The organism is Marinactinospora endophytica (assembly GCF_054780875.1).
Genome location: NZ_BAAGVM010000024.1, coordinates 1 through 14,748, shown reverse-complemented (window position 1 = coordinate 14,748; position 14,748 = coordinate 1). Strand labels below are relative to the sequence as shown.

General features: G+C 73.3%; 8 protein-coding genes. 6 read left to right on the top strand and 2 right to left on the bottom strand.

All coding sequences use genetic code 11. From position 1 onward, the window contains the following. On the bottom strand, positions 1 to 3,299 hold a 3,299-nt coding region (locus ACYVHU_RS26450), incomplete at its 3' end, for a type I polyketide synthase (protein WP_498949888.1). A gap of 760 nt (positions 3,300 to 4,059) precedes the next feature. On the opposite strand from ACYVHU_RS26450, the gene ACYVHU_RS26445 reads away from it, so the two are divergent. Both ACYVHU_RS26445 and ACYVHU_RS26440 read left to right on the top strand, forming a co-directional pair. Beyond that, complete coding sequence (locus tag ACYVHU_RS26445; protein WP_078764233.1) at positions 4,060 to 4,959, top strand: proline iminopeptidase-family hydrolase; 900 nt, start codon at positions 4,060 to 4,062, stop codon at positions 4,957 to 4,959. 4 nt (positions 4,960 to 4,963) lie between these two features. Beyond that, complete coding sequence (locus tag ACYVHU_RS26440; protein WP_235001217.1) at positions 4,964 to 5,899, top strand: ACP S-malonyltransferase; 936 nt, start codon at positions 4,964 to 4,966, stop codon at positions 5,897 to 5,899. Between the two features lie 54 nt (positions 5,900 to 5,953). On the opposite strand, the gene ACYVHU_RS26435 is transcribed toward ACYVHU_RS26440, so the two are convergent. Further along, entirely contained in the window at positions 5,954 to 6,190 is a 237-nt protein-coding gene (locus ACYVHU_RS26435; RefSeq protein ID WP_078764232.1) for a phosphopantetheine-binding protein, read from the bottom strand. 336 nt (positions 6,191 to 6,526) lie between these two features. Here ACYVHU_RS26435 and ACYVHU_RS26430 point away from each other — a divergent pair, with 336 nt between their 5' ends. The 4 genes from ACYVHU_RS26430 to ACYVHU_RS26415 form a co-directional block, all read left to right on the top strand. Next, complete coding sequence (locus tag ACYVHU_RS26430; protein ID WP_432937285.1) at positions 6,527 to 8,065, top strand: AMP-binding protein; 1,539 nt, start codon at positions 6,527 to 6,529, stop codon at positions 8,063 to 8,065. A gap of 171 nt (positions 8,066 to 8,236) precedes the next feature. Next, positions 8,237 to 9,775 (top strand): AMP-binding protein, encoded by a 1,539-nt coding sequence (locus ACYVHU_RS26425; RefSeq protein ID WP_078764230.1) that lies wholly within the window; start codon positions 8,237 to 8,239, stop codon positions 9,773 to 9,775. Then, the gene (locus tag ACYVHU_RS26420; RefSeq protein WP_078764229.1) at positions 9,772 to 11,010 is read left to right on the top strand and encodes a type III PLP-dependent enzyme domain-containing protein; all 1,239 of its coding nucleotides are present in this window, start codon (positions 9,772 to 9,774) and stop codon (positions 11,008 to 11,010) included. Before ACYVHU_RS26425 ends, ACYVHU_RS26420 begins: the two co-directional genes overlap by 4 nt. 113 nt (positions 11,011 to 11,123) lie before the next feature. Beyond that, a partial coding sequence (locus ACYVHU_RS26415; RefSeq protein ID WP_498949887.1) for a type I polyketide synthase occupies positions 11,124 to 14,748 on the top strand: 3,625 nt, incomplete at its 3' end.

The window sequence follows — 14,748 nt, the reverse complement described above, 5'->3', positions numbered from 1 at the left end:
TGAAACGCCGGACCATACCCATAACCCTCACCGGCCAGCCGCTCGTAATGACCCGACACCTCCACCACACGCGCATCCACCGGCGGCCACACCGACAGATCAAACCCCGCACCCCCCACACGACCGGTGGCCCCGAGGGTTCCGGCGGCGTGCCGGGTCCACCCGCGGGTGGTGGTCCGGGAGTAGACGGCCACGGCGCGGCGGCCGTCCTCCTCGGCGTCGACGGTGACCTGGAGGACGACCGCCTCGTCGTCGACGATCAGCGGGCTCTCCAGCATGAGTTCCTCGACGACCGGACAGCCGACCTGGTCGCCGGCGCGCACGGCCAGCTCGACGAACCCGGTCCCCGGGAACACCACCGTCCCCTCCACCGCGTGGTCGGCCAGCCACGGCTGCGACGCCACCGACAACCGCCCGGTCAGCACCACGCCGCCCCGGCCGGGAAGCTCGACCGCCGCGGCGGCCAGCGGGTGGCCGGCGTCCTCCAGGCCCGCGGCGCGCACGTCCGCCGCCTGCCCGGCCTCCAGCCAGTACCGTTCCCGCTGGAAGGCGTAGGTGGGCAGATCCACCGGAGACGTCCGCGCCCCGGCGGTCGCCCGCGCCCAGTCCACGGGGGCGCCGTGGGCGAACGCCTCGCCCAGGGAGAGCAGGAACCGACCGGTCCCGCCCTCGCCACGGCGCAGCGTGCCGATCGCGTCGCCGTCACCGGCACTGTCGTCGAGGATGTCCTGGATCGCCATGCTCAGCACCGGGTGCGGGCTGACCTCGATGAACAGTGTGTGCCCGTCGGCCGCGGCGGCGCGCACCGCCGCGTCGAAGCGGACCCGCTCCCGCAGGTTGGTGTACCAGTACCCGGCATCGACCCCCGTGGTGTCCAGCAGGGAGCCGGTCACGGTGGAGTAGAACGGCACCTCGGCGGGACGCGGCGCGATACCGGTCAGCTCGGCGGGCACGATGTCGCGCAGCCGCTCCACCTGCGCGGAGTGAGAGGCGTAGTCCACGGCGACCTTGCGCGCCTGCACACCGTCGGCGGTGAGCGCCGCGTGCAGTTCGTCCACGTCGGCGGAGGCACCGGAGACCACGACGGAGACGGGGCCGTTGACCGCGGCCACCGAGATCCGGCCGGCCCACGGCTCGATCCGCTGGAGCACCTCCTCCTCGGGCAGCGCGACGGCCATCATGCCGCCCGTGCCGGCCAGTTCCCGGCCGATGGCGCGGCTGCGCAGGGCGACGACGCGCGCGGCGTCCCGCAGCGACAGTGCCCCGGAGACGCAGGCCGCCGCGACCTCACCCTGGGAGTGGCCGATGACGGCGGCGGGGCGGACCCCGACCGACTCCCACAGCGCGGCCAGGGAGACCACCACCGCCCAGGTGGCGGGCTGGACCACGTCGACACGGTCGAACGGGGGTGCGCCGGGTTCACCGCGCAGGACGGCGAGGAGGTCCCAGTCGGTGAACTCCGACAGCGCCTCGGCGCACGCGCGCAGGCGCGCGGCGAAGACCGGTGAGGACTCCGCGAGTTCGGCCCCCATTCCGGCCCACTGCGACCCCTGCCCGGGGAAGACGAACACGGGGTCGCGGCGGACCGTGGCGAGGCCGCTCACCACCGTGGCGTCGCCGTCTCCCGTGGCCACGGAGTCCAGGCCGGCGAGGAGCTCGTCGCGGCCGGTGCCGACCACGACCGCGCGGTCGCCGAAGACCGCCCGCGTGGTGGCCAGGGCGCGGGCGACGGCCTGAGGGTCCGCCTCCTCGTGGGCGCGGACGTGCGCCGCGAGCCGCTCGGCCTGGGCGCGCAGTGCGGCGCCGCCCCGGGCCGACACCACCCAGGGCAGCGGGGTCTCTTCGGAGAGTGAGAGAGGCGCCGCTTCCTGCGCGTCGGAGGTTCCGGCGGGGGCGGCCGTCCCCTCTGGGGCCTCCCCGGCCTCCTCCAGGATGATGTGGGCGTTGGTGCCGCTCACACCGAAGGACGACACCCCGGCCCGGCGGGGAGACTCCGGCCGCCGGGGCCACTCGCGGCCCTCGTCCAGCAGCCGCACCTGCCCCTGGTCCCAGTCGACGTGGGAGGTCGGCTCGGTGACGTACAGGGTGCGCGGCAACAGGTCGTGGTGCATCGCCAGCACCATCTTGATCACCCCGGCCACGCCCGCCGCCGCCTGGGTGTGCCCGATGTTGGACTTGACCGAGCCCAGCCACAGCGGGGACTCCTCGGGCCGGTCGCCGTAGACCGCGAGGAGCGCCTGCGCCTCGATGGGGTCGCCCAGTGTGGTGCCGGTGCCGTGGGCCTCGACCGCGTCGACGTCCCCGGGGGTCAGGCCCGCCCGCGCCAGGGCGCTGCGGATGACCTTCTCCTGGGAGGGACCATGGGGGGCGGACAGGCCGTTGCTGGCGCCGTCCTGGTTGACCGCCGTCCCCCGGATCAGGCCGAGGACGCGGTGGCCGTTGGCGCGGGCGTCGGAGAGCCGTTCCAGCAGGACCAGCCCCACGCCCTCGGAGAACACCGTGCCGTCGGCGTCGTCGGAGAACGCCTTGACCCGGCCGTCGCGGGCCAGCCCGCGCTGCCGGCTGAAGTCCACCATGAGCTCCGGCGTCGGCATGACGGTGACGCCGCCGGCGAGGGCGAGGGTGCTCTCGCCGCGGCGCAGCGACTCGCACGCCAGGTGGATCGCGACGAGGGAGGAGGAGCAGGCGGTGTCCACCGTCACCGCCGGGCCCTCCAGGCCCAGGGTGTAGGCGATCCGGCCGGAGATGACCGAGCTGGTGTTACCCGTCTGGAGGTAGCCCTCGACCCCTTCGGGGAACGGCCCCGTCCCCGGGAGGTACCCGGTCTGCGTGCCCCCGACGAAGACGCCGGTGGGGGTGCCGCGCAGGTCCTGCGGGTTGACCCCGGCGCGCTCCAGGGTCTCCCAGGCGACCTCCAGGGCGAGGCGCTGCTGGGGGTCCATCGCCAGCGCCTCGCGCGGGTTGATCCCGAAGAACGCGGCGTCGAACTCGGCGGCGCCGTCGAGGAATCCGCCCTCGTCGGCGTAGGTCGTCCCGTCAACGGTGTGGTCGGGGTTGGTCAGGGCGTCGAGATCCCAGCCGCGGTCGGTCGGGAAGGGGACGATCCCCGACCCGCCGGCCGCCACCATGGCCCACAGGTCCTCGGGGGAGGCGACACCACCGGGGTAGCGGCAGCCCATCGCCACGATCGCGATCGGCTCACGGTCCTTCGCCTCGATCTCCCGCAACCGCCGGCGGGTCCGCTGGAGATCGGCGGTGGCGCGCTTGAGATAGTCCCGGAACTTGTCGTCATTGGCCATGGGATCTCAACCAACCTTGAGCTAGTGGCGGTGGGGGGACAGAGCGGGGCGCGACGGGCCGGGCGGAACGGACAGATCCGCGCGTCAACCCGTCCGGCGCGGGGAATCCGCCCCCGCGTCCCCGGAGCACGTCGTCCGTGAGGTCAGAGGGGGTGGGTACCGGTGGGGGACCGGGGCCGCGGAACCGGGGCGGGCGGCCGCCGAGCCGCCGGTGGAGCGCATGGCCGTCCCTCCCTCGCAGGCGTGTCGCGACGTGGTGAGCGGTCCGGCGCCGATCAGGTCGGCGTGCCCGGCCGTCACCACGCGGTCCGGATCACCGCCGTGCCCGGCACGGCCCGGCGGTGCGCGGGAACGTGGGCGTGGGTCCCCCACGATCGACGCTGAAGAGACGGTAATGACCCGTCCCGGCGGGACCGACCCCTAGCTTCCCCCTCTCCTCCCCCTGGGGCTGCGTCCGCTGCCGGCGCCGCCGTGACACCGGCGTCCCTCCCGCCGCCGGCCCCGACGGGGAGCGTGCCGGCCTCCCGGTACCGGTGGCCGGGCCCCTCGGGGCCCGGGACGCCCCGCCGCGCCCGGCCCCGTCCCACGCCGTCTCCTTGAGGGGTGCGGCACGGGCGGGTTAGGGGTGCCAGCGGCGCCGGAGGCCGCCTAGCGTCGGCGTGGCCGCCCCTCGCTCGGCGGTACCGGGCCCTGCCGTGCCCGGCGTGAACGGCCTAATACCGCGGGCCCGGGTCCGCGCCGACCAGATGAGGTGGTGGACGTGGCGCGATCCCCCGACGCCAGGGGAACGGTGCCGTTCGGCGAGTACGCGACGTGGTACCGCGTGACCGGAAAACCGGGCAACGGCCGGCCGACGGTGGTGGTGCTGCACGGCGGCCCCGGCGCGACCCACGACTACCTGCTGGGGATGACCGCGCTCGCCGACCAGGGGTGGCCGGTCGTCCACTACGACCAGCTCGGCAACGGCGGCTCCACCCACATCGACGGCGCCGACCCGGGCTTTTGGACGCCGCGGCTGTTCAACGACGAACTCGGCAACCTGGTGGAGCGGCTCGGCGTCGCCGGCGACTACGTCCTGTACGGCCACTCCTGGGGTGGGCTGCTGGCAGCCCTCCACGCGGCGGGGCGCCCGCCCGGCCTGCGCGGGCTGATCATCGCGAACTCGCCGGCCTCCTACCCCGAGTGGCGCCGCGAGCTGAAACTCCTGCGCGACCGGCTCCCTCCGGGGGTCGATGCGACCCTGCGGGAGCACGAGGCCGCCGGGACGACCGACACTCGCGCCTATTTCGAGGCGATGAAGGTGTTCTACGACCGGCACGTGCTGCGCGTGGATCCGTGGCCGCGCGATTTCACGGCCACCTTCATGGACACCTCCAGCAACCCGACGGTCTACCACACGATGAACGGCCCGTGTGAGTTCCACGTGATCGGAACCCTCAAGGACTGGAGCGTGGTGGACCTGCTGCCGCGGATCGCGGCGCCCACCCTGGTGATCTCCGGCCGGCACGACGAGGTGACGCCGGAATCGGTACGCCCCTTCCTCGACCTCGTCCCCGACGTCCGTGGACACGAGTTCGCGGACTCCAGCCATTCACCGCACCTGGAGGAACCGGAACGGTTCATCGAGGTCGTGGCCGAATTCCTCACGAGTCTGGAATAACCGCATGGGATTCAGCATGGGCCTACAGACCGCCGTCGTCTTCCCGGGCATGGGCCCCTCTCGCACCCCCGAGACCGTGGCGTTCATGCGAGACGTCCCCGAGGCGCGCCGCCTGGTCGCGATCGCCGATGACGTGCTCGGTTACCGGCTGCTCGACCGTTTCCAGGCGGCCGGGGACGACTACGCCGAGGCGGTCCAGGTCGCGTTCATGGTCAACTCGCTGGCCCTGGCCGACTGGGCCCACCGCGAGTACGGGATCGCTCCGGCGGCCTGTGCCGGGCCGAGCTTCGGGGGGCGGGCCGCGGCCGTGTACTCGGGTGCCCTGACCGCCGAGGAGGGGATCGGGTTGGCCGCGCTCCTGGCCCGGATCACCTCCGAGTACTTCTCCACCGAGCACACCGACGTGGTGACCCACTCCTTCGTCCGGGTCCCGGCGGACGCCCTGCGCGGGATCCTGGCCGAGCTGGACGAACGCTCCGAGTGGTACGACGTCGCCTGCGTGATCGACCACGACTTCACCATGCTGTCCCTGCGCGAGTCGCAGGTGGAGTGGTTGCAGCAGCGGGTGCGCTCGCTGGGCGGGCTGTCGCTGTACACCATGCGCCCACCCATGCACTCCGCCGCCTTCGCGGGCCTGCGCGAGCGCGCGGAGAAGGCGATGACGGATCTGTCGTTCGCCGACCCCCGGCTGCCGGTGATCGACGACCACGACGGCGCGACGCTGACCACCGGCGAGGAGGTGCGCACGATGCTGCTGGACACCTTTGTGCGCGCGCTGCGCTGGCCGGACGTGGTGGCCGCGCTGTCCCGGATGGGGGTGCGTGGTGTCTGTGTCTGCGGGCAGGACGCGCTGTTCGGCCGGGTTCCGGTCACCCGGGACAACTTCAAGGTGCTGCCGGTGACGCCCACGCTGGTCGCCCGGCGGATGGCGGCGGGCTGAGCGCGGGCCGGTCCGCCGGGGAGCGGCGGCCCCGCGCCGCTCCCCGGCGTCCGGTCAGCGCAGGCCGGTGAGGACCTTCCAGAGCGTGCCGGGGGTCTCGAAGGTCTCCAGGGTCAGCGCCTCGTCGCGGAAGCGGACGTCGTAGGCGTCCTCCAGCCGGGACAGGAGCTGGACGATCCCCATGGAGTCCAATCCGGCGCCCATCAGGCTCATGTCCTCCCGGAGTTCCTCATCGGGGGCAAGGAAAGGGAGGGATTCGCGGAGGGTGTTCTCGAATTTCTCATCCCACATGACGGCGGCACCGTTCTCTCGGTCGAATTCGTCCCGCACGGATGGGCGGGAACGGGTGAGGGGATCGGGGACGTCGGTGAAAGGGTGCGAAGGTCCCGCGCACCCGGGGACATCCGGAAACGGGTAGGGCTCCCGGCGCGATGGGGCCGCGAAGACCAGGGGGAACCCACCGGCGAATACCGGACACCCGATGAACATACACGCGAATCGTCGCGAATTTCAATCCCCCTCTGAAACCAGAGGAAAAGAAGAAGAGAACCCGCCGGGGTCGCCCGCGGGAAATCCGGAATACCACGATGGCCCACGGCACATAAATCCACGGATCGGTGATCGGAAATGACGCCTGAAACTCCGTCCGCACTCTATTCGCGATTCCGCCGCGGCCTGTCGGCCAACCCCGATGGGGCCGCCTTCCGGGCCGGAAACGGCGGCGCGGAGAGCCTGACCTACGCCGAGGCCGACCGGCTCGCGCTGCTGTGGGCCGGTGCGCTCCTGCGCGATGGACGCCCCGCGGCCGTGGGGATCCTCGCGGCCAAAGGCACGGTCGCCTACGTCGGTGTGCTCGCCGGACTCTACGCCGGCGTCCCGGTCGTCCCCCTCGGCACCGACCTTCCCGTCGAGCGGATCGGCATGATGGCCGAGACAGCGGGGGTGGAGGCCGTCATCGCCGACCAGTGGGGCGCGACGGCCGCCCGGGACCTGACCGTTGCGGGACGGACACCGCGGGTGCTCACCCCCGGCATCGACCCTCCCGCGCAGGCCGACGCGCTGGACGCCCCGCGGCCCGTCGCCCCCTCCGACGTCGCCTACGTGCTGTTCACCTCCGGCTCCACCGGGCGCCCCAAAGGGGTGCCCATCACCCACGCCAACACCGACCACTACTTCCGGTTCCTCGACACGCGCTACGACTTCACCCCCGGTGACGTCTTCTCCCAGACGTTCGACCTCACCTTCGACTGCGCGATGTTCGATCTGTTCTGCGCGTGGGGGGCCGGGGCGACCGTCGTCGCCGTGCCGATGACCGCCTACCGCGACCTGCCGGCGTTCATCGCCGAGCAGGGCATCACCGTGTGGTTCTCCACCCCCAGCGCCATCGGGCTGACCCGGCACACCGGCCGCCTCACCCCCGGCTCCCTGCCCGGTCTGCGCTGGAGCCTGTTCGCCGGGGAGGCGCTGAAAGAGGCCGACGCCACGGACTGGCTGCGCGCCGCCTCCGGCTCGACGTTGGAGAACCTGTACGGCCCGACCGAGATGACCATCACCATCACCGCCTACCGCTGGGACCCCGCGACCACCCCCGGGATCTGCGTCAACGGCCTGTCCCCCATCGGCGAGGTCAACGACGGCCACGACCACCTGCTCATCGGCGAGGACGGTAGGCCCGCCGAGCAGGAGGGCGAACTGTGGATCAGCGGCCCCCAGCTCACCCCGGGCTACCTCGATCCGCGGGACGCCGGGGGACGGTTCGTCCACCGGGACGGGCGCACCTGGTACAACACCGGCGACCGGGTGCGGCGGGCCCGCACCGGCGACCTCGTCTACCTGGGACGGGCCGACTCCCAGGTGCAGATCCAGGGCCGCCGGGTCGAGCTCACCGAGATCGACCACGCCCTGCGCGCCACCCCTGGGGTGACCGACGCCGCGACCGTCGCCGTCACGCAGGGCGAGGAGGGCCCGTTGCGGCTCGTCGCCTTCTACACCGGTGCCCCGGCGCGCCCCGCGGACCTGGCCGCGCAGGCCGGACGGACCCTGCCGGCCGGGCTCATCCCCCGGACCTACGTCCACCTGGACGGGTTCCCGCTGAACCACAACCGCAAGGTCGACCGGGCCCGGCTCCGCACGATCGCCGGGGAGCACATCGGAGACGCCCGGTGACCCCTTCCCGGCCCGCCACCGCAGAAGCGGCCTAGGGGGACGTTAGGGGCTCCCCCGCGCTGCCCCGATCAGTAGCGTTTCGGCGAATCCGGTCTCCTGGTCCCGCCATTCACACCACCACCCGGCGCCCACGGGCACATCGCCGTGGCCCGGACCCGATCGAGGAGGGTCATGATGTCCAGTCCGACCGAGGAGGGGGCGGGAGCGCGCCCGGATCTCGTCCACGAGCTCCTGGACCGGGCCGCCGCGCGAACCCCCGAGGCCGTCGCCGTCCGTGATCCCCAGGGTCCGTGGAGCTACACCCGGGTCGCCGGGCTCAGCCGCGCGTTCGCCCACCGGCTGGCCGCGCTGGGCGTCGGCCGCGGCGACCGGATCCTCCTGCTCACGCCGAGCCGGCGCGAGATCGTGCCCGCGCTGTACGGCGCGTCACGCGTGGGCGCCGTCGTCGTCCCGCTGGACCCCGGGCTCAAGGAGTACCAGCTGCGCTCGATCGTCACCGACGCCGAGCCCGCCCTGGCCATCGGTGACGGCGAGGCGCTGCGCGCCGCCGCGGCCGGCACCGGCGTCCCGGTCCACGGACTCGACGCACTGTGGGAGACCGTCGAGGAGGCCGCGGACGAGGAGCTCCCCCCGCTCCCCGGACCGGACCCCGACGACCTCGCCCTCATGATCTACACCTCTGGCAGCACCTCCACCCCCAAGGGGGTGATGTGCCCGCACGCGGCGGTGACGTTCGCCGCCACCGCGATCAACGGTGTCCTCGGCTACGGCCCCGCCGACGTCGTCCTGTGCCGGCTGCCGCTCTCCTTCGACTACGGGCTCTACCAGGTCCTGCTGGCCACCCTGGGCCACTCCGAGCTGCTGCTCACCGGCGCCGAGTCCGACCTGCTGCTGATGAAACGGGTCCGCGAGCACGGGGTGACGATCCTGCCCGTGGTCCCCTCCCTGGCGACCATGATCACCACCCTGGCCAGGCGCGACCCCGAAGCGGCCGGTGGCGTTCGGATGTTCACCAACACCGGGGCGGCGCTGCCCATCAGCACCATCGAGGACCTGCGCGCCGGGTTCCCCGGCGCCCGCGTGGTGCGGATGTACGGCATCACCGAGTGCAAGCGGGTCACCGTGATGCCCCCCGAGGAGGAGCACGAGCGCCCCGGCTCCGTCGGCCGGCCCCTGCCCGGCACCCGGGTGCTCATCCTCGACCCCGACGGCAGGCCGCTGCCACCGGGCGAATCCGGGGAGATCACGGTGGTCGGGCCCAACGTCATGGCCGGCTACTGGCGGTCGCCCGAACAGACCGGGCGGGTCTACCGGCGCGACGGCGCCGGGGGCGAGGTGCGCATGCGCACCGGCGACCACGGCTTCCTCGACGCGGACGGCTACCTGTACTTCGAGGGGCGCCGTGACGACATGTTCAAGCGCAAGGGCGTCCGGATGAGCACCGTCGAGATCGAGGCGGCCGCCCTGGACATCCCTGGTGTCCGCGCCGCGGCCGTGCTGCCCCCGACGGAGAACCGCGACCTCGCCCTGGTCGCCGAGTCCGATCTGGCCCCGCGGGAAGTGCTGCGGGAACTGGCGCTTCGGCTGGAGGCGGCAAAGGTCCCCGCGCTGTGCCGGGTGATCGGGGAAATGCCGCTGACCCGCAACGGCAAGAACGCCCGCGACGTCCTCACCCGCATGTTCGACGGCCCCGAAGGAGAACGCCCGTGAGCGGCGACGCGCACCTCACCGAACAGTACGGATCACCCCTGTACGTCTACGACCTCCAGCGGGCCGTGGCCGCCCGCGACGACCTGTACGCGGCCCTCCCCGAGGGGACGGTCCTCTACTACTCCTTCAAGGCCAACCCCCACCCTGAGATCGCCCGGGCGCTGCGCGAGGGCGACGGCCCCGTCTGCAAGGCCGAGATCAGCTCCACCGGCGAGCTCGCCGCCGCGATCACCGCGGGCTTCGACCCGGCCGAAATCCTCTACACCGGGCCGGGCAAGACCGGTGAGGAGGTGGCGGCGGCCCTCGACGCCGGCGTCCGCACCTTCTCCGCGGAATCCCTCGGCGACCTGCGCCGGATCGGCCGCGCCGCGGACGAGCGAGGCGTCACCGCCGACTGCCTGCTGCGCGTCAACAGCGCCGGCACCGGGGCCACCACGAGCATCCGCATGACGGGGACCCCCTCGCAGTTCGGCTTCGACAGCGAGACACTGCCCGCTGTCATGCCGGAGCTGCGCGCGGTCCCCGGCGTCCGCCTGGCCGGGATGCACCTGTTCTCGCTGAGCAACGCGCGCGACGAGGATTCGCTGATCGCCGAGTTCGAGCACACCATCGCCGCCGCGGCCGAGGTCCGTGACGCCGTCGGGCTGGAGCCGGAACTGCTCGACCTCGGGGGCGGATTCGCCTCCCCCTACCTGACCCCCGGCGAGCGTCCCGTCTACCCGAACCTGCGCGCCGCCCTGGAGAAGACCCTCGACGGGCGCTTCCCCGGGTGGCGGGACGGCGCGCCACGGATCGCCTGCGAATCCGGGCGGTACTTGGCCGGCGACTGTGGCCGCCTGGTGTGCACCGTCACCAACATCAAGGAGAGCCGCGGCCGGAGGTTCGTCATCCTCGACGCCGGCATCAACACACTGGGCGGCATGTCCGGGCTCGGCCGGCTGCTGCCGGTGTCGGTGGGGCTGGCCCCCGACCCCGTCCCCGCGGACGGCCGGGCAGAGGACGGCGTGGCCAGTCTCGTCGGCCCGCTGTGCACGCCGGGCGACACCTTCGGGCACAACGTGTCCGTCCCGGACCTGCGCCCCGGCGACGTCGTGACCATCCCCAACGCCGGCGCCTATGGGTTGACCGCCAGCCTGCTCATGTTCCTCGGCCGGCCGGCCCCCACCGAGGTCATCACCCGCGGCGACCAGGTCGTCTCCGCGTCGCGCATCGGATTCGACCGGATCCCCCGATAACCCGCCGGCCGGGATCGTGGTGGTCCCGGCCGCCCCTCCCCGTCCCCATCGTCGGCCGCCCCGAACACACGCCGAGGGCCGGTCCTTCGCGGTTCACCATGGAGAGTCAGCGCATGAGTCAGGACCACAACAGCGCAAACGAGACCGGTGTCGCCCCCGCGGCGGAGACCGGAGAGGTGTCGGCGTTCACGCTCCGGCTGGCCGGCCTCCCCCTCGCCGACCGGCGGGCGGCCCTGGCCGACCTCGTCGGTCGCACGACGCTCGGCGTCATGGACGAGGTGCTGCCCGGCCTGGTGGACGAGATCTCCCCCGATCAGGGGTTCCGGGACATGGGGCTCGACTCGCTCGGAGCGGTGGAACTACGCGATCGGCTCTCCGCCGAGCTCGGCACCCCCCTGCCGATGACCCTCGCCTTCGACTACCCCACACCGGCCGCGCTCGCCGACCACCTGCTCACCGACGTGCTCGGGCTGGGAGAGGAATCGGACGGCGGCGACGCCATCTCCGCCGTGGCCTCCGACGAGCCCATCGCCATCATCGGCATGGCCTGCCGCTACCCCGGTGGCGTGCGCTCCCCGGAGGAGCTGTGGCGGCTGCTGCGGGAGGGCGGGGAGACCGTCACCGGATTCCCGACCGACCGGGGCTGGGACCTGGACCGCCTCTTCGACGACGACCCCGACACCGGGAACACCAGCTACACCCGGGTCGGTCACTTCCTGCACGACGCCGGCGAGTTCGACCCCGCCTTCTTCGGGATCAACCCGCGCGAGGCGCTGGCGATGGACCCCCAGCAGCGCCTGATCCTGGAGACCTGCTGGGAGGCGCTGGAGCGCGCCGGGATCAACCCGCAGGACCTGCGCGGCAGCCGGACCGGGACCTTCATCGGCGCGGAACCCCAGGACTACGGGCCCCGGCTGCACCGGGCCCCCGCCGATGTCGAGGGCTACCTCGTGACCGGCGCCGCCACCAGCGTCATCGCCGGCCGGGTCGCCTACACGCTCGGCCTACAGGGACCGACCATGAGCGTGGACACCGCCTGCTCGGCGTCCCTGGTCGCCATCCACCTGGCCTGCCAGTCACTGCGCACCGGGGAGAGCCCCCTGGTGCTGGCGGGCGGCGTCACGGTCATGTCGGCCCCCGGCACCTACACCGCCTTCAGCCGGCAACGGGTCATCGCCACCGACGGCCGGTGCAAGGCGTTCAGCGCCGGCGCCGACGGGACCGGCTTCTCCGAGGGGGCCGGCATCATCCTGCTGGAGCGCCTGTCGGACGCGCTGGCCAACGGCCACCCGGTCCTGGGCCTGATCCGCGGCTCGGCGGTCAACCAAGACGGCGCGAGCAGCGGCCTGACCGCCCCCAACGGGCCGTCGCAGGAGAAGGTGATCCGGCAGGCCCTCGCCTCCGCCGGCCTGGAGGCGCGCGAGGTCGACGCGGTCGAGGCCCACGGCACGGGTACGGCGCTGGGCGACCCGATCGAGGCGCAGGCGCTGCTGGCCACCTACGGGCGTGACCGCGGTGACGCCGCTCCCTTGCGCCTGGGCTCGGTCAAGTCCAACATCGGGCACACCCAGGCGGCGGCGGGCGTGGCCGGGGTGATCAAGATGGTGCTGGCGATGCGCCACGGCGTGCTGCCGCGCACCCTGCACGTCGACGAGCCGTCAACCTACGTGGACTGGTCCGCCGGCGCGCTGGAACTGCTCACCGACGAGGTCGTGTGGGAGAAGGAGGGGCCCCGCCGGGCCGGGGTGTCGTCCTTCGGCGTGAGCGGCACCAACGCCCACGTGGTCCTGGAGGAGGCGCCGGTCGCCGAGGCGGCACCGGCCCCCGCGACGGGCACCGACGGCCCCGGGGAGGAGACCCGGCTCATCTCCACCTCGGCCACCTCACCCGGCCCCCTGCCCTGGGTGGTGTCGGGCCGTGGTGAGGCGGGGTTGCGCGCCCAGGCCGCGGCGCTGGCCGCCCACGCCCGCGCCGAGGGCCGCTCCCCCCTCGACATCGGCCACTCCCTGGTCACCTCGCGGGCGGTGTTCGAGAACCGCGCCGTGGCCGTCGGTACCACCGCGGACGAGCTGATCGCGGCGATGGAGGCGCTGGCCACGGACGACACACCGCCGGGGGCGGCGCGCGGCGCCGCGCCCGGCACGCGCGAACCGGTGTTCGTCTTCCCCGGGCAGGGGTCGCAGTGGGCCGGGATGGGCGCCGAACTCGCCGAGACCTCGCCGGTGTTCGCGGCCCGGCTGACCGAATGCTTCGAGGAGATCGCGACCTGGGTGGAGTGGGACCCCTGGGCCGTCCTGCACGGCGAGCCCGGCGCCCCCACCCTGGAATCCATCGAGGTCCTGCAACCCATCACCTTCGCCGTCATGGTCTCCCTGGCCGCGATGTGGGAGGCCGCGGGCGTGCGCCCCGCCGCGGTGGTGGGCCACTCCCAGGGGGAGATCGCGGCGGCCTACGTCGCCGGAATCCTCTCGCTGCCCGACGCGGTGCGGGCGGTGGTCCTGCGCTCCCGGGTGTTCGCCGAGGAACTGGTCGGCAAGGGCGCGATCGCCGCGGTGGCCCTTCCCCCCGACGAGGTGCGGGAACGCATCGCCGCCTGGGACGGCGCGCTGGAGCTGAGCGCACTCAACGGTCCCGTCTCCTCGGCGGTGGCCGGCACGCAGGCGGCCCTGGAGGAGTTCGTCGAAGGGCTGCGCGCCGAGGACGTGCGCGCCCGGGTGGTGGCCACCACGGTGGCGTCGCACTCCCGCCAGGTCGAAGCCCTGCGGGAGCGGCTGCTGAAGGCGTTGGAACCGGTGACGCCGGGCGAGGGCAGAGTGCCCTTCTACTCCACCGTGACCCCGGGGATCGTGGCGGGGACCACCCTGGACACCGGGTACTGGTACGAGAACGTGCGTCGGCCGGTGCGCTTCTCCGAGACCGTCGAGACCATGATCGGCGACGGGCGCACCGTCTTCGTCGAGGTCAGCCCGCACCCGGTGCTGGGCATGAGCGTGCAGGACGTGCTGGAGACCTCGGGCCGCTCGGGCGCGGTGGTCGGCACGCTGCGCCGTGGCGAGGGCGGGACCGGCCGGTTCCTGCTCTCCCTGGGCGAGGCGTTCACCGCCGGGATCGACGTGGACTGGGCGCGGGTGTTCGCCGGCTCGGGGGCCTCCCGGGTGGATCTGCCCACCTACGCCTTCCAGCGCGAGCACTTCTGGTTGCACGACGAGCAGGCGGCGGACGTGCGCGCCGCGGGCCTGGAGGACGCCGACCACCCGCTCCTCGGCGCCTCCGTGCGCGTCGCGGCGTCCGGCGAGGTCGTCCTGACCGGTCGGGTGTCGGTGGCGTCGCAGCCGTGGCTGGCCGACCACGCCGCCGGCGGGACGGTCGTGTTCCCCGGGACCGGGTTCGTCGAGCTGGCCGTGCGCGCCGGCGACCAGGTCGGCTGCCCGGTCGTCGAGGAACTCATGCTGGAAACCCCCCTCGTCCTGACGGAGGAGGCCGTGGACCTCCAGGTCCGGGCGAGTGCGCCCGGGGAGGACGGCCGCCGGGAGGTGAGCGTGCACTCCTCCGTGAACGGGTGGACGTGGGTCCGCCATGCGGTGGGGGTGCTGGTCGCCGGTCGTGTGGGTGGTGCGGGGTTTGATCTGTCGGTGTGGCCGCCGGTGGATGCGCGTGTGGTGGAGGTGTCGGGTCATTACGAGCGGCTGGCCGGTGAGGGTTATGGGTATGGTCCGGCGTTTCAGGGGTTGAGGCGCG